This is a genomic window from Arthrobacter senegalensis (assembly GCF_059091765.1).
Genome location: NZ_JBNHGZ010000003.1, coordinates 464,822 through 481,127, shown reverse-complemented (window position 1 = coordinate 481,127; position 16,306 = coordinate 464,822). Strand labels below are relative to the sequence as shown.

Below are 16,306 nucleotides of genomic sequence, written 5' to 3'. Positions count from 1 at the left end.
GGCATCCGGTGTCTGTTCCCGATTATCCGCACGGCACCAAGCTTGGTGTCGACGTCGGCGCGGTGCGCGTGGGCGTGGCCAGCTGCGATCCGGACGGGATCCTGGCCACCCCGGTGCGCACCCTGAAGCGCGACGCCAAGAAAGACAGCGACGTCAGGGTCCTGGTGCGGGAGGCCGCCGAGCGGGACGCCGTGCAGGTGTTCGTTGGGCTGCCGCGCACCCTCTCCGGCGGCGACTCGGCCTCCACCGAAATGGCCCGCGACTACGCCCGGAAGCTGGCCGCAGCGCTGGCCGGGGCGGGGTCAGCCGCCCGGGTCAACCTGATCGACGAGCGCCTGACGACCGTGGCGGCGCACCGCGGACTGCGGGAGGCTGGTATGGATACACGTCAACATCGTAAAGTAGTTGATCAGGTAGCCGCAGTGGGTATACTGCAGCAGGCTATTGACATGCAACGGGCCCAAGGGCAGGACGTGGGGACACCTGTCGCACCGCCCGCCGGCAGCCATGTGCCGGCTGCCAGCCATGAGGAGCCGACGATTTCGCACGGACATGACCGAAGCGGGGACCCCGGGACATGAGCAAGCACCCCGACGACTGGAACAACCTGCCGTCCCGGCGCGCCGCACGCGGCCGCCAGGCCGCCGACCCGCGCTTCGACGACACCGTCCCGCCGTATTGGGACGACGACGCCGTACCCGAATGGGAGGAAGCGCCCGCGGACGAGGCATGGCCTTCTCCGCCCGCCCACCCCGCCACGCCCGCGGCCCCCGTCGCCCCCGCTCGGGACGAGCCGGAGGCCGGCGTGGGGGACGCACCGGTTGCGGCCGGCTGGGACGAGCCGGAACCCATCATCGAGGACGAACGGTCCGCCGCCTGGCATGAACCGGAGCCGGCCACCGTGGTCCAGCAGCAGGTTCCCGCCGAGGACGGCGACGCGGAGCAAAACTGGGACGTCGCCGACGACGGCGTCGTGTACCAGGACGACGGACAGGTCTACCACGACGGCCGGCTGGACTTTTTCGAGGACGAACCGGCGCCCGGCCGCAAGGGCCCGGCCCGCAGCAAGCAGCGCGCCCGCCGCCGGCGCAACACGATCATGCTGGTGGTGTTCGCCGTCTTCGCCGCCGGTCTGGTCGGCGTCGTGCTGTTCCTGCAGAACCTGCTCGGCATGGGCGGCGGCCCCGAAGACTACGCGGGCCCCGGGGAGGGGCAGGTAACCTTCACCGTGGAACAAGGCGCCGGCCCGCTGGCCATCGCCAGTTCCCTCGTGGAGCAGGACATCGTCTCCAACAGCGAAATATTCCTCGGCGAGCTGGCCAGCCAGGCCAACGGCCGCGAGGTCCAGCCCGGCGACTACGAGATGCAGTACAAGCTGCCCGCCGCCGACGCGGCCGCCATCCTGCTCGCGGACGTGGGGGAGAAGGTTTCCTACGTTGCCATCAACCGCACCTGGCGGCAGAACGAGGTGTTCGACGCCCTGAGCAAGGGCACGAAGATCCCGGCCTCCGAGTTCGCGGAGCTGGCCAAGAATCCGCAGCAGTTCGATTTGCCCAAGGACGCACGGAACCTGGAAGGGTACCTGTTCCCCGGAGAATACCGCTGGCCGCTGGACGCCACCGCGGAGGACATCATCTCCGAACTGGTCGCCAACACCAAGGAGCGGCTGACCGCGGACGGCATCACCGATCCGCAGGAACAGTTCCGGGTGCTGACCATCGCGAGCATCATCGAAGCCGAGGCGGGCGAGGCCGACTACGCCAAGGTCGCCGGGGCCATCCAGAACCGGCTCAAGCCCGACAACACCGAAACGAACGGCCTGATCCAGTCCGACGCCACGGTCACCTACGGGCTGGGCCGGAAGGGCTACGACATCACGCCCGAGGAGAAGGCCGACAAGTCCAATCCGTACAACACGTACGCGCACACCGGGCTGCCGGCCGGGCCGATCAACTCACCCGGCGGGCCTGCCATCGACGCGGCCGCCAATCCGGCCGACGTCCCCTACTACTACTGGGTGACGGTCAACCTGGACACCGGCGAGACCAAGTTCGCCGAGACACTGGCGGAGCACAACGCGTACACCAAGGAATACCTGCAGTGGTGCAGCGAGCAGGAAGAGGGCCGGTGCAGTTGACGGCCCGTCCCGCGGACGGCGCGCCGGCCGGCACGCGGCCCGCTTCCCGGCAGTACCAGGCGGCGGTGCTCGGCCATCCGATCGACCACTCCCGGTCGCCGGCCCTGCACCGCGCGGCCTATGAGCTGATCGGCTTCGACTGCAGCTACCGGGCCATCGATCTCACGGAGGACCGCGTGCCGCAGTTCGTCCGGAACCTGCGCGCGGAGCGGGACTGGGCCGGGCTGTCGGTGACCATGCCGCTGAAGGCCGCCATGGTCGGCCAGATGGACCGGGTCAGCGAACTGGTGGACGTGCTGGGGGTGCTCAACACCGTGGTTCCCGAGTACGACGGCGGGGGCCGGGTGACGCTCTCCGGCCACAACACCGACGTGGCCGGCATCGTCGGCGCGCTGCGCCACGGCGGTGTCGCAGAGGGCGGGGCGGCGGTGATCCTCGGTGGCGGCGGTACCGCGGCCGCGGCCGCGGCTGCGCTGGCGGACCTCAAACCGTCCGAGGTGACCCTGTGCCTGCGGAATCCGGCCGGCGCCGGGGGCGTGCAACGCATCGCCCGGCACGTTGGCCTGCCGCTGCGGGTGGCCGGATGGGACCAGGCGGCCGACGCGCTGCGGCAGGCCGGGACGGTAATCTGCACACTGCCGCCGCGCGCAGCCGATTCACTGGCCGCGGAGCTGGCGGCGCAGGCCGGAACGGACCGGAGCGGACGCGTGCTGCTCGACGTCGCCTACGATCCCTGGCCCAGCGACCTGGCAGCCGTCTGGCAGCGCCACGGCGGATCGGTAGTCCATGGTTTGGAAATGCTCATCTACCAGGCCGTGGAACAGGTGCGCTTGTTCGCCGGCGATCGCTTCACCGACGCCGCCGAAGTCACAAATGTGATGTGTGACGCGGTAGGTGCACCGCGGCGCTAAACAGCCCGCCGATGCATGGCAGTATTGAAACCATGTTGCGTTGGTTAACCGCCGGTGAATCCCATGGTCCGGCCCTGGTGGGCATTATTGAAGGCGTCCCTGCCGGCGTCGAACTGACCGCGGCCGAGGTCCAGGATGCCCTGGCCCGGCGGCGTCTCGGCTACGGCCGCGGCGCCCGGATGAAGTTCGAAAAGGACCAGGTCACCCTGGTGGGCGGCGTCCGCCACGGCCTGACCCAGGGCGGCCCGGTGGCCATCGAGGTTGCCAACACCGAATGGCCCAAGTGGGAAACCGTCATGTCCGCCGATCCGGTGGATCCGGCGGCCCTGGCGGACCTGGCCCGCAACGCCCCGCTCACCCGGCCCCGGCCGGGCCATGCCGACTTCACGGGCATGCAGAAGTACGGCTTCGACGAAGCCCGCCCCGTGCTGGAACGGGCCAGCGCCCGGGAGACCGCGGCCCGCGTGGCCCTGGGTACCGTGGCCGCGAAGTTCCTCGCCGCGCTGGGCATCCGGCTGGTCAGCCACACCACCGCGGTGGGCCGGGTCTCCGTGCCCGAAGGCTGCCCGCTTCCAGGGCCGGGCGATGTCCTGGCACTGGACGAAGATCCGCTGCGCTGCTTCGACGCCGAGACGTCCGAGGCCATGGTGCTGGAAGTGGACCAGGCGCACAAGGACGGCGAAACCCTGGGCGGCGTGGTCGAGGTGCTGGCCTACGGCCTGCCGCCGGGACTGGGCAGCTACGTGCACTGGGACCGCCGGCTGGACGCCCGCCTGGCCGCCGCCTTGATGGGAATCCAGGCCATCAAGGGCGTGGAGGTCGGCGACGGCTTTCTCACCGCCGCCCGCCGCGGATCGGAAGCCCATGACGAGATCGTCCGCGACGAAGACGGCACCATCGTGCGGGCCAGCAACCGGGCCGGCGGTATCGAGGGCGGCATGAGCATCGGGGAGACCCTGCGCGTCCGGGCGGCCATGAAACCGATCGCCACGGTGCCGCGCGCGCTGTCCACCATCGACGTCACCACCGGGGAGCCCGCCAAGGCCCACCACCAGCGTTCGGACGTCTGCGCGGTGCCGGCGTCCGGCGTTGTCGCCGAAGCGATGGTGGCCCTGGTACTCGCCGAGGCCGTGACCGAGAAGTTCGGCGGCGACTCCGTGAGCGAGACGGCACGCAACCTCCGGTCCTATCTGGCGGCGATCCCGGAGTCGCTGGATTCGATCGGCCGCTAATGGCAGCCGGGCAGCCGCTCAAGCTGCGGCGCCACCTGGTCCTGATCGGCCCGATGGCGTCCGGCAAGTCGACGCTGGGCAGCCAGTTCGCCAGCCGGCACGGCCTCGCCTTCGCCGACAGCGACAAGCGGCTCGTCGAACGCCACGGTCCGATCACCGCGATCTTCGCCTCGATGGGCGAGCACGCCTTCCGCGAGCTCGAGGCCCGCGAAGTGGCCGCACTGCTCGCCGCCGGCCGGCCGCCCGCCGTGGTCTCGCTGGGCGGCGGCGCCATCCTGGACACCGGCACCCAGCAACTGCTGGCCGACTGCACCGTGGTTTTCCTGGACATCGACGTGGATACCGTGCGGCCGCGCATCATAAAGGACACCGGCCGGCCGCTGCTGGCCGGCGACCCCGTGGGCCGCTGGATCGAGACCTTCGGGCAACGCCGGCCGGTCTACGAGCGGCTGGCGGACCTGGTGCTGGACACCCGCGGCAAATCACAGCAGCAACTGCTGGCCGAACTGAGACAACTGCTTGATGAAAGGCACGAACAGTGAGCAACACCGCCGAGGCAACCACCATCCCGGTCACCGGGACCACGCCCCAGGAGGCGTACGACGTCGTCGTCGGCCACGCGCTGCTGGGCCGCCTGCCGCAGGTGCTGGGGGAGCGGGTCCGCAAGGTCCTGGTGATCCACCCGCGCGCGCTGCGTGCCACCGGCGACGCGGTGCGCGAGGACCTGGCCGCCAACGGGCTGGAGGCGCTGACCGCCGAAATTCCGGACGCCGAGGAGGGCAAGCACATCCAGGTGGCCTCGTTCTGCTGGCAGGTGCTGGGACAGAACGACTTCACCCGCTCGGACGCCATCGTGGCCGTGGGCGGCGGGGCGGTCACCGACGTGGCCGGCTTCGTGGCCGCCACCTGGCTGCGCGGCGTCAAGGTGGTGCACATCCCCACCAGCCTGCTGGGCATGGTCGACGCCGCGGTGGGCGGCAAGACCGGCATCAACACCGCCGAGGGCAAGAACCTGGTCGGCGCGTTCCACCCGCCGGCCGCGGTGCTGGCGGACTTGGACGCGCTGCAGACACTGCCGCCCAACGAACTGGTCACCGGCCTGGCCGAGGCCGTCAAGTGCGGCTTCATCGCCGACCCGGCCATCCTGGAGGTGATCGAGGCCGACCCCAAGGCCGCCAGCACCGCCGGCACGCCGCAGCTGCGCGAGATCATCGAGCGGTCCATCCGGGTCAAGGCCGGGATCGTCTCCTCCGACCTGCGCGAGTCCGGCCGCCGGGAGTTCCTGAATTACGGACACACCCTCGGCCACGCGATCGAGCTGGCCGAGCGCTACCAGATGCGCCACGGCGCGGCCGTCTCGATCGGCCTGGCCTTTGCCGCCGAGCTGTCCCGGATGGTGGGCCGGCTGGACGACGCCACCGCCGACCGGCACCAGGCGATCCTGACGTCGCTCGGGCTGCCCGTGACGTACCGCCGCGACCGCTGGGCCGCGCTGCTGGACGGGATGAAGCGGGACAAGAAGGCCCGCGGCGACCTGCTGCGGTTCGTGGTGCTCGACGGCCTGGCCAAGCCCGGGATCCTGGACGTGCCGGACACCTCGCTGCTGTTCGCCGCCTACCAGGAGATCGCCGAGTAGCCCCGGACGCCGGCGCCGGAGGTGGCGCAGGGGTCCCGCGCGCCGTGGATCCGCTCCCACGTTTGGCAGGCGGGCGCGGACATCGCCGCACGTCAGGGCCCTTTACGCTGCCAAGACGTGGGCAGTTAGGGCCAAACGTGGGACGCAACCGCGCACCCTGTCCGCGGCAGCGGCTGGCGTTGCCGGCCGCCAGGGCCGCTCGGGGCCAAGGCGCGGCCAGCCCGTCCGCAGGCCCCGTCTTCGGGCGGCAACCCGCCAGCAGGTAGAATGTCTGCTGGACTTCGCTCCGGGCCGGGCGGACTTTCCGCCCGCGGCCCGCCATCATCGACGAAAGTGAAACTGTGGCCACGACCAACGACATCAAGAACGGCACCGTGCTGAAGCTGGACGGCCAGCTGTGGAACGTCATTGAGTTCCAGCACGTGAAGCCGGGCAAGGGCGGCGCGTTCGTGCGCACCAAGATCAAGAATGTCGTCAGCGGCAAGATCCAGGACAAGACGTTCAACGCCGGCCTGAAGATCGAGACCGCCACGGTTGACCGCCGCGATTACACCTACCTGTACAAGGACGGCGACGACTTCGTCTTCATGGACGTGCAGGACTACGACCAGGTCACCGTTCCCGGCCCGGTAGTCGGCGACGACGAGAACTTCCTGCTGGAAAACATCAAGGTCAACATCGCCATGCACGACGGCATCCCGCTCTACATCGAGCTGCCCGCCTCCGTGGTCATGGAGATCACCTACACCGAGCCCGGCCTGCAGGGCGACCGTTCCACCGGCGGCACCAAGCCCGCCACCGTGGAAACCGGCTACCAGATCCAGGTTCCGCTGTTCCTGGAGACCGGCACCAAGGTCAAGGTCGACACCCGCACCGGCGACTACCTGGGACGAGTCAACGACTAGTGAGTGCTCCCACTTCTGCCCGCGGCAAAGCCCGCCGCAGGGCCGTCGACGTCCTCTTTGAAGCCGAACAGCGCGGCGTGTCCCCGGCCGATGCGCTGGCCGGCCGCGGCAACACCGACCAGGTGATCAACCCCTATACCGCCCAGATCGTGGAGGGGGTCGCCGCCCTGCAGCCCACCATCGACGAGTTCCTGGCCACCTACGCCCAGGGCTGGACGCTGGAACGGATGCCCGCGGTGGACCGGATCATCCTGCGGGTCGGCTCCTGGGAACTGCTCTACAACGACGACGTCCCCGACGGCGTCGCGGTCAGCGAGGCCGTCGAGCTGGCCAAAACGCTCTCGACCGACGAGTCGCCGTCCTTCGTCAACGGACTGCTGGGCCGGCTGCAGCAGCTCAAGCCCACGCTCCTGGCCTGACCCGGCCCGCAGCCACCATCCCCACGCGCGACGGCGGGTGCCCGCATTCCGGGCACCCGCCGTCGCCGCGTTCACCCCCGCAGCGCGCAGGTGAGCTTGCGCACATCGTCGGCGCATCGCCGTCGCACAGCCGTCACGAACGGCAGGAGCGGAGGCGGGCATGGTAATTTTGAGGGCGCAAGCAACCTTTAAATTCCGTCCAGTGAGGCGGGGAAGGAGGCGGCAACAGATGAACACGGACCACCCGGCGCAGCCGGCATCGTCGCGCGTTGTACTTGCCGAAGCGGACATCAACCGCGCATTGACCCGTATTGCCCACGAGATCCTCGAGGCGAACAAAGGCTCCCAGGACCTGGTCCTGCTGGGCATCCCGCGCCGCGGTTACCCGTTGGCCCGGCGGCTGGCCGCCAAGATCGCCGCCGCCGACCCCTCGGTCGCCGCCGACAAGATCATCGGCCAGCTCGACGTGACCATGTTCCGCGACGACCTGCGCCGGCATCCCACGCGTTCGCCGCTGCCCACCCAGCTGCCGACCGACGGCATCGACGACAAGGTCGTGGTGCTGGTCGACGACGTGCTCTATTCCGGGCGCACCATCCGCGCCGCGCTGGACGCCCTGGTGGATCTGGGCCGGCCACGGATCGTGCGGCTGGCCGTGCTGGTGGACCGCGGGCACCGCGAGCTGCCGATCCGCGCCGACCACGTCGGCAAAAACCTTCCCACCTCCTCCAAGGAGAAGGTCCGGGTCCGGCTGGCCGAGACCGACACCAACAACGGCGCACCGGCGGCCGACGAAGTAGTGATCGAGGACGTCAGCGCATGAAACACCTGCTCTCCACCGCGGACCTGGCCAAGCAGGACGCGGTGCAGATCCTCGACACTGCCGAGGAGATGTCCGCGGTCTCCCAGCGCGAGGTCAAGAAACTGCCCGTGCTGCGCGGCCGCACCGTGGTCAACCTCTTCTTCGAGGACTCCACCCGCACCCGCATTTCCTTCGAGGCCGCCGCCAAGCGGCTCTCGGCCGACGTCATCAACTTCGCGGCCAAGGGATCCTCGGTCTCCAAGGGCGAATCGCTCAAGGACACCGCCCAGACGCTGGAGGCGATGGGCGCGGACGCCGTCGTCATCCGGCATTGGGCCTCCGGGGCGCCGGCCCGGCTGGCCGGCTCGGGCTGGATCGACGCCGCCGTGGTGAACGCCGGCGACGGCACCCACGAACACCCCACCCAGGCGCTGCTGGACGCGTTCACGCTGCGGCGCACCTGGGCCAGGCTCACGGGCACCGCCTCGGCCGGGAGCGACCTGGCCGGCATGAAGGTGGCCATCGTCGGGGACATCCTGCACTCCCGGGTGGCACGCTCCAACCTGTGGCTGCTGCGCACCCTCGGCGCCGAGGTCACCATGGTCGCCCCGCCGACGCTGCTGCCGGTGGGCAGCCGCCAGTGGCCGTGCACGATCAGCTACGACCTGGACGCCACGCTGGCCGAGGGCACCGACGCGGTCATGATGCTGCGCGTGCAGGGGGAGCGGATGAACGCCGCCTACTTCCCGTCCACCCAGGAGTATTCGCGCCGCTGGGGATTCGACGACCGCCGCCTAGCAGCGCTGGACGCCTCCGGCCGCGCCGGCACCATCATCATGCACCCCGGCCCGATGAACCGCGGGCTGGAAATTTCCTCGGCGGCCGCCGACTCGCCGCGGTCCACCGTGCTGGACCAGGTACGCAACGGTGTTGCCGTGCGGATGGCCACGCTCTACCTGTTGCTCTCCGGCGGCACCGAATCCGCCGCCCCCGCTCCCACCGCCACCCAGGAGGCCAAGTGACCGAGTCCAGCGAAACCACCTACCTGATCCGCGGGGCTTCGCTGACCGGCGGCGAGCGTGCCGACCTGCTGCTCCGCGGCGGGAGAATCGCGGAGGCGGGCACCGGCCTGAGCGCGGCCGGCGCCGTCGACATCGATGCCGACGGGCTGATCGCGCTGCCGGGCATGGTGGACCTGCACACACACCTGCGCGAGCCGGGCCGCGAGGACGCGGAGACGGTGGAGACCGGCACCCGGGCCGCGGCCCTGGGCGGCTTCACGGCCGTGCACGCGATGGCCAATTCGACGCCGGTGGCCGACACCGCCGGCGTGGTCGAGCAGGTATACACGCTGGGCCGGACCGCCGGCTGGGCCGATGTCCGCCCGGTGGGCGCCGTGACCGTGGGCCTGGCCGGCGAACGGCTCGCCGAGCTCGGCGCGATGGCCGACTCCCGGGCCCGTGTCCGGGTCTTTTCCGACGACGGGATCTGCGTGTCCGACCCGGTGCTGATGCGCCGCGCGCTGGAGTACGTCAAGGCGTTCGACGGCGTGATCGCGCAGCACGCCCAGGAGCCGCGGCTGACCGACGGGGCGCAGATGAACGAGGGAACCGTCTCGGCGGTGCTGGGCATGACCGGTTGGCCGGCGGTCGCGGAAGAGAGCATCATCGCCCGCGACGTGCTGCTGGCCCAGCACGTGGACTCCCGCCTGCACGTCTGCCACGTCTCCACGGCCGGATCGGTGGAGCTCATCCGCTGGGCCAAGGCCCGCGGGATCAAGGTCACCGCCGAGGTCACGCCGCACCACCTGTGGCTGACCGACGAACTGGTCCGCAGCTACGACCCGGTCTACAAGGTCAACCCGCCGCTGCGCACCGACGAGGACGTGCAGGCGCTGCGCGCCGGCCTGGCCGACGGCACCATCGACGTCATCGGCACCGACCACGCGCCGCACCCCTCGGAGGCGAAGGAGTGCGAGTGGGCGCAGGCGGCCATGGGCATGACCGGGCTGGAAACCGCGCTGTCCGTCGTGCAGCACACCATGGTCGAATCCGGCCTGATCGGCTGGGCCGACTTCGCCCGGATTACCTCCGCCATGCCGGCCCGGATCGGCCGGCTGTCCGGCCAGGGCCAGCCGCTGGCCGCCGGATCGGCCGCCAACATCACCCTGGTGGACCCGGCGGCCCGCTGGACGGTGGACCCCTCGGTCATGGCCACCAAGGGCAGGAACTCGCCGTTCGCCGGCCGGGAGCTGCCCGGCCGCGTGGTCGCCACCTTCCTCAACGGACACCCGACGGTGCTGGACGGCGCCCTGAACACGCCGGCACGCCCGGCAGGGGAGGCCTGAGATGAACCAGATGCAAGCGGGCCTGGTGATGCTCGCCGTCGCCGTCGTGCTCATGGTGCTGCTGGCCGTCGGCTGGCGGAACCGGCTCAAACGGCAGCGGGACATCGCACCGTTGCCGCAGGTCCCGGCGGACACCGCCAACCCGACCGGCTACTACGAGGGCATGTACGTGGTCACGACGACGGCGGGGGACTGGCTGGACCGGGTCGCCGTCCACGGCCTCGGCATCCGGACCAAGGCGGCGCTGCGGACCTATCCGCACGGCGTGCTGATCGAGCGGCCCGGCTCCACGGACCTCTACATTCCGGCCGGAAGCATCTCCGACGTCCGCACCGAGAGCGGCATGGTGGGCAAGTTCGTGGAGTCCGAGGGCCTGGCCGTGATCACGTGGAAGCTGGGGGAGCGCGAGGTCGACACGGCCTTCCGCACCCGGCAGGCCGCCGACAAACACCCGCTGCTGGCGCAGCTGCAGACATACCTACCCGCCGTACAGGAAGACTAGGACCTATCGTGAGCGCAGAAACAACTTACCTCTCCGCACCGGCGCTGCTGGTGCTCGAAGACGGCCGGACCTTCCGCGGCCGCAGCTACGGCGCGCAGGGCACCGCGCTGGGCGAGGCGGTCTTTTCCACCGGCATGACCGGCTACCAGGAGACCATCACCGATCCGTCCTACGCCCGCCAGCTGGTGGTGCAGACCGCACCCCACATCGGCAACACCGGCGTGAACGACGACGACGCGGAATCCCGCAAGATCTGGGTGGCCGGCTACGTGGTCCGCGACCCGGCCCGCCGTCCCTCCAACTGGCGCTCCGAGCGCAGCTTGGACGACGAACTGGTCAACCAGGGCATCGTGGGCATCCAGGGAGTGGACACCCGCGCCCTGACCCGCCACCTGCGCGAACGCGGCGCCATGAAGGCCGGCATTTTCTCCGGCGACGCGGCCGCCCGCCCCGCCGCTGAGCTGCTGGCCGAGGTCACCGCGCAGCCGGCGATGGAAGGCGCCCGGCTCGCCGAAGAGGTCAGCGTCACCGAGGCCTACACCGTAGACCCGGCCGACCACGGCTGGGACGGGGAGCCGCGGTTCACCGTCACCGCCCTCGACCTGGGCATCAAGGCCATGACCCCCGTCCGGTTCGCCGAGCGCGGGATCCGGGTGCACGTGCTGCCCGCCACCGCCAGCTTCGACGACATCCAGGCCCTCGCGCCCGACGGCATGTTCATGTCCAACGGGCCCGGCGACCCCGCCACGGCCGACCGCCAGGTGCTGCTGCTGCGCAAGGTGCTCGACGCCGGCCTGCCGTTCTTCGGCATCTGCTTCGGCAACCAGATCCTGGGCCGCGCCCTGGGCTTCGGCACGTACAAGCTGCGCTACGGCCACCGCGGCATCAACGTGCCGGTCATGGACCGGAGCACCGGAAAGGTCGAAATCACCTCGCAGAACCACGGCTTCGCCGTCGACGCTCCGCTGGACGGGCCCACCCTGGCCCCGGAGGAGCGCTTCGGCCGGGTCGAAGTCAGCCACGTCTGCCTCAACGACGACGTCGTCGAGGGCCTGAACTGCCTGGACATCCCCGCCTTCTCCGTCCAGTACCACCCGGAGGCGGCCGCCGGACCGCACGATGCGGCGCCCCTGTTCGACCGCTTCACCGACCTGATGAACTCCCGCCGTAACCAGACCGGGACCGCTTCCGAGACCATGAAGGAAAGCAAGTAATGCCCAAGAGAGAAGATCTGAAGTCCGTCCTGGTCATCGGTTCCGGTCCCATCGTGATCGGACAGGCGGCCGAGTTCGACTATTCCGGCACGCAGGCGCTGCGGGTGCTGAAGGAGGAGGGCCTGCGGGTCATCCTGGTCAACTCCAATCCCGCCACGATCATGACGGACCCCGAGTTCGCCGACGCCACCTACGTGGAGCCGATCACCCCGGAGGTGGTCGAAAAGATCATCGCCAAGGAGCGCCCGGACGCCGTGCTGCCCACGCTGGGCGGCCAGACCGCCCTGAACACCGCGATCGCGCTGGACAAGAACGGCGTGCTGGACAAGTACAACGTGGAGCTGATCGGCGCCAACATCGCCGCCATCGAACTCGGCGAAGACCGGGAGAAGTTCAAGGGTGTGGTGGAGCGCTGCGGCGCCGAGTCCGCCAAGTCCGTGATCGTGCACTCGATGGACGAGGCCTTCGCCGCGGCCGAGGAACTGGGCTACCCGATGGTGGTGCGCCCGTCCTTCACCATGGGCGGCCTCGGCTCCGGGATGGCCTACAACGCGGACGACCTGCGCCGGATCGCCGGGGCCGGCATCCAGTACAGCCCCACCAGCGAGGTGCTGCTCGAAGAGAGCATCCTGGGCTGGAAGGAATACGAGCTCGAGATGATGCGCGACAAGAACGACAACGTCGTCGTCGTGTGCTCGATCGAGAACTTCGATCCGGTGGGCGTGCACACCGGCGACTCCATCACGGTCGCCCCCGCCATGACGCTGACCGACCGCGAGTTCCAGAAGCTGCGCGACATCTCCATCGCGGTGATCCGCGAAGTCGGCGTCGACACCGGCGGCTGCAACATCCAGTTCGCCATCGAACCGGACACTGGCCGCGTCGTGGTGATCGAGATGAACCCGCGCGTCTCCCGGTCCTCCGCGCTGGCCTCCAAGGCCACCGGTTTCGCGATCGCCAAGATCGCCACCAAGCTGTCGCTCGGGTACACGCTGGACGAGATCCCCAACGACATCACCCAGCAGACCCCGGCCGCCTTCGAACCGACGCTGGACTACGTCGTCGTCAAGGTTCCGCGTTTCGCGTTCGAGAAGTTCCCGGCGGCCGACCCGACGCTGACCACCACCATGAAGTCCGTCGGCGAGGCGATGGCCATCGGCCGCAACTTCACTGAGGCGCTGCAGAAGGCGCTGCGGTCGCTGGAGCAGAAGGGGTCGCAGCTCGAGTTCGACCCGGTCAACGACTATGACGTGCCCGAACTGCTGGCCAAGTCCAGGGTCGGGTCCACCGAGCGGCTCTCGATGGTGCAGCGGGCGCTGCTCGGCGGTGCCACCGTCGAGCAGGTCTTCGAAGCCACGTCGATCGACCCGTGGTTCCTGGACCAGCTGCAGCTGATCAACGAAGTAGCCACCGAAATCCGCCGGGCGCCGGCACTGACCGAGGACATCCTGCGGCTGGCCAAGCGGCACGGCTTCTCGGATGAACAGATCGGCAAGCTCAGCCACACCAGCGAGGCAGTGGTCCGCGGGGTCCGTCACGCGCTGGGCATCCGTCCGGTGTTCAAGACGGTGGACACCTGCGCCGCCGAATTCGCCGCCTACACCCCGTACCACTACTCGTCCTACGACGAGGAGGACGAGGTCGAGCTGCACGCGAAGCCGTCGGTGATCATCCTCGGTTCCGGCCCCAACCGGATCGGCCAGGGCATCGAGTTCGACTACTCCTGCGTCCATGCCACCATGGCGCTGCGCAAGGCCGGGCACGAGACGGTCATGATCAACTGCAACCCGGAGACCGTCTCCACCGACTACGACATCTCCAACCGCCTGTACTTCGAGCCGCTCACGCTCGAGGACGTGCTGGAGGTCATCGCGGCGGAGGAGCGCACCGGCGGCGTGCTCGGCGTGTTCGTGCAGCTGGGCGGCCAGACCCCGCTGAAGCTGGCGCAGGCACTGGCGGACGCCGGCATCCCGATCCTGGGCACCTCGCCGGAGGCCATCGACCTGGCCGAGCACCGCGGCGCCTTCCAGCGGGTGCTGGATTCGGCCGGGCTGGTAGCCCCGAAGAACGGCACGGCGGTTTCCTTCGAGGAAGCGAAGAAGATCGCCGACGAGATCGGCTACCCCGTGCTGGTCCGCCCGTCGTACGTGCTGGGCGGGCGCGGCATGGAGATCGTCTACGACGAGGCCAACCTGTCGCGCTACATCGCCAACGCCACCGAGATCACGCCGGACCATCCGGTGCTGGTGGACCGCTTCCTGGAAGACGCCATCGAGATCGACGTCGACGCCCTCTACGACGGCAAGGACCTCTACGTCGGCGGCATCATGGAACACATCGAGGAGGCCGGGATCCACTCCGGCGACTCCGCCTGCGTGCTGCCGCCGATCACCCTGGGCGCCGACGTGCTGGACCGGGTGCGCAAGGCCACCGCCGCCATCGCCGAGGGCGTGGGGGTGCGCGGCCTGATCAACATCCAGTTCGCGCTGGCCGCCGACGTGCTCTACGTGATCGAGGCCAACCCGCGCGCTTCCCGCACCGTCCCGTTCGTGTCCAAGGCCACCGGCGTGCAGCTGGCCAAGGCCGCGGCGCTGATCGGTACCGGCGTGGACATCGACATGCTGCGCAGCGTCTACAAGGTGCTGCCCGAGACCGGCGACGGTTCCCGGCTGCCGCTGGAGGCACCGGTGGCGGTGAAGGAAGCGGTGCTCCCGTTCAGCCGCTTCCGCACGCCGGAGGGCACCGTGGTCGACTCGCTGCTGGGGCCGGAAATGCGCTCCACCGGCGAGGTCATGGGCATCGACAAGTACTTCGACACGGCGTTCGCCAAGAGCCAGGCCGCGGCCGGCAGCGCCCTGCCCACGTCCGGCAAGGTGTTCGTCTCGGTGGCCAACCGCGACAAGCGCTCCATCATCATGCCGGTCAAGCTGCTGGTGGACCTGGGCTTCGAGATCCTCTCCACCGGCGGCACGGCCGAGGTGCTGCGCCGCAACGGCATCCAGTCCACCACGGTGCGGAAGGTCGCCGAGGGCCGGTCCGACGACGGCGAGGGCACCATCGTCGACCTGATCACCGAAGGCCAGATCGGACTCGTGCTCAACACCCCCTCCGGCGGCCAGGCCCGCGGCGACGGCTACGAGATCCGCGCGGCGGCGACATCGGTGGGCACGCCGATCATCACCACGGTGTCCGAGTTCGGCGCCGCCATCCAGGCGATCGAAGCGATGCGCCAGTACGAGTGGGACGTCACCAGCCTGCAGGAGCACGCGGAGAACCTGAAGGCCGCCTTCCATGCCTGAGCCGCACGCCCGGTCGCAGCGCGCCGCCTTCGGGCAGCGGCTGCGGGCGGCGATGGAGGCCCGCGGGCCGCTGTGCGTGGGGATCGACCCGCACCCGTCGCTGCTCTCCGCCTGGGGACTGAACGACGACGCCGGAGGGCTGGAACGCTTCTCCCTCACCGTGTTGGACGCGGTGGGGGAGCAGGCTGCCGCCCTCAAGCCCCAGGTGGCCCTGTATGAACGGCATGGTTCGGCCGGCCTGGCGGTGCTGGAGAAGCTGCTGGCGGCCGCGGCCCAGGCCGGTGCCCTGACCATCGCCGACGCGAAGCGCGGCGACATCGGCTCCACCATGGCCGCCTACGCGGACGCGTGGCTGCGGGACGGCTCGGCGCTGGCGGCCGACGCCGTGACGCTCAGCCCCTACCTTGGGTACGAATCGCTGCGGCCGGCGCTGGACCTGGCGTCGGCAACCGGCCGCGGGGTGTTCGTGCTCGCGCTGACCTCCAACCCGGAGGGCGCCAGCGTGCAGCACGTCGGCGGCGCCGAGTCCGTGGCCGCCCGGATCGCGGACGCGGCCGCGGCGGACAACGCCGAGGCCGGGCGCGTCGGCGAGCTGGGCTCCGTGGGCCTGGTGGTTGGCGCCACGGTCCGTGCCGAGGTGATGGAACGGCTCGGGCTGGACCTCGCCGCGGTCAACGGGCCGCTGCTGGCCCCGGGGCTGGGCGCCCAGGGTGCCACCGGGGCGGACATCGCGGCGGCCTTCGGCTCCGCCGTCGGGAACGTCCTGGCCACCTCCAGCCGGGACATCCTCCAGGCGGGCCCGGACACCGCCGGCTTGCGCGCCGCCGCGGACCGCACCTTGGCCGGCCTGGCGGGCCTCTCGGGTTGAGCAGCCGGCCGGGCAGCCGGCCCTCGTGCGGGCC

At 70.2% G+C, this 16,306-nt stretch carries 15 protein-coding genes; all 15 read left to right on the top strand.

Going from position 1 to position 16,306, the window contains the following annotated elements; genetic code table 11:
• The first annotated feature begins 8 nt into the window (after window positions 1–8).
• The 15 genes from ruvX (at window position 9) to pyrF (ending at window position 16,272) form a co-directional block, all read left to right on the top strand.
• On the top strand, window positions 9–581 hold the full coding sequence (gene ruvX / locus AC5RVG_RS12375) for a Holliday junction resolvase RuvX (protein ID WP_494014052.1): 573 nt from the start codon (window positions 9–11) through the stop codon (window positions 579–581).
• The gene (gene mltG / locus AC5RVG_RS12370; RefSeq protein ID WP_494014051.1) at window positions 578–2,137 is read left to right on the top strand and encodes an endolytic transglycosylase MltG; all 1,560 of its coding nucleotides are present in this window, start codon (window positions 578–580) and stop codon (window positions 2,135–2,137) included. Before ruvX ends, mltG begins: the two co-directional genes overlap by 4 nt.
• A complete protein-coding gene (locus AC5RVG_RS12365) occupies window positions 2,134–3,048 on the top strand; it encodes a shikimate dehydrogenase (protein ID WP_494014135.1) in 915 nt (304 codons plus the stop codon). The genes mltG and AC5RVG_RS12365 overlap by 4 nt, the downstream gene beginning before the upstream one ends.
• 32 nt (window positions 3,049–3,080) lie before the next feature.
• Window positions 3,081–4,280, top strand: coding sequence for a chorismate synthase (gene aroC / locus AC5RVG_RS12360; RefSeq protein ID WP_493999807.1), 1,200 nt, complete (start codon window positions 3,081–3,083; stop codon window positions 4,278–4,280).
• Window positions 4,280–4,822, top strand: a complete 543-nt coding sequence (locus AC5RVG_RS12355; protein ID WP_493999806.1) for a shikimate kinase — start codon at window positions 4,280–4,282, stop codon at window positions 4,820–4,822. Before aroC ends, AC5RVG_RS12355 begins: the two co-directional genes overlap by 1 nt.
• Window positions 4,819–5,916: a 3-dehydroquinate synthase gene (gene aroB / locus AC5RVG_RS12350; protein WP_494014050.1), complete on the top strand. Its 1,098-nt coding sequence runs from the start codon at window positions 4,819–4,821 to the stop codon at window positions 5,914–5,916. The genes AC5RVG_RS12355 and aroB overlap by 4 nt, the downstream gene beginning before the upstream one ends.
• A gap of 341 nt (window positions 5,917–6,257) precedes the next feature.
• Window positions 6,258–6,821, top strand: coding sequence for an elongation factor P (gene efp, locus AC5RVG_RS12345; RefSeq protein ID WP_493977527.1), 564 nt, complete (start codon window positions 6,258–6,260; stop codon window positions 6,819–6,821).
• Complete coding sequence (gene nusB, locus AC5RVG_RS12340; protein WP_493999804.1) at window positions 6,821–7,240, top strand: transcription antitermination factor NusB; 420 nt, start codon at window positions 6,821–6,823, stop codon at window positions 7,238–7,240. The genes efp and nusB overlap by 1 nt, the downstream gene beginning before the upstream one ends.
• A gap of 229 nt (window positions 7,241–7,469) precedes the next feature.
• The gene (pyrR, locus tag AC5RVG_RS12335; RefSeq protein WP_494014049.1) at window positions 7,470–8,063 is read left to right on the top strand and encodes a bifunctional pyr operon transcriptional regulator/uracil phosphoribosyltransferase PyrR; all 594 of its coding nucleotides are present in this window, start codon (window positions 7,470–7,472) and stop codon (window positions 8,061–8,063) included.
• Entirely contained in the window at window positions 8,060–9,064 is a 1,005-nt protein-coding gene (locus AC5RVG_RS12330) for an aspartate carbamoyltransferase catalytic subunit (protein ID WP_494014048.1), read from the top strand. Before pyrR ends, AC5RVG_RS12330 begins: the two co-directional genes overlap by 4 nt.
• Window positions 9,061–10,389, top strand: coding sequence for a dihydroorotase (locus tag AC5RVG_RS12325; RefSeq protein ID WP_494014047.1), 1,329 nt, complete (start codon window positions 9,061–9,063; stop codon window positions 10,387–10,389). The genes AC5RVG_RS12330 and AC5RVG_RS12325 overlap by 4 nt, the downstream gene beginning before the upstream one ends.
• Before the next feature lies 1 nt (window position 10,390).
• Complete coding sequence (locus AC5RVG_RS12320) at window positions 10,391–10,891, top strand: PH-like domain-containing protein (protein ID WP_494014046.1); 501 nt, start codon at window positions 10,391–10,393, stop codon at window positions 10,889–10,891.
• A gap of 8 nt (window positions 10,892–10,899) precedes the next feature.
• Complete coding sequence (gene carA / locus AC5RVG_RS12315; RefSeq protein ID WP_494014045.1) at window positions 10,900–12,105, top strand: glutamine-hydrolyzing carbamoyl-phosphate synthase small subunit; 1,206 nt, start codon at window positions 10,900–10,902, stop codon at window positions 12,103–12,105.
• A complete protein-coding gene (carB, locus tag AC5RVG_RS12310; RefSeq protein ID WP_494014044.1) occupies window positions 12,105–15,404 on the top strand; it encodes a carbamoyl-phosphate synthase large subunit in 3,300 nt (1,099 codons plus the stop codon). The genes carA and carB overlap by 1 nt, the downstream gene beginning before the upstream one ends.
• Complete coding sequence (gene pyrF, locus AC5RVG_RS12305) at window positions 15,397–16,272, top strand: orotidine-5'-phosphate decarboxylase (protein WP_494014043.1); 876 nt, start codon at window positions 15,397–15,399, stop codon at window positions 16,270–16,272. Before carB ends, pyrF begins: the two co-directional genes overlap by 8 nt.
• The last annotated feature ends 34 nt before the right edge of the window (window positions 16,273–16,306 follow it).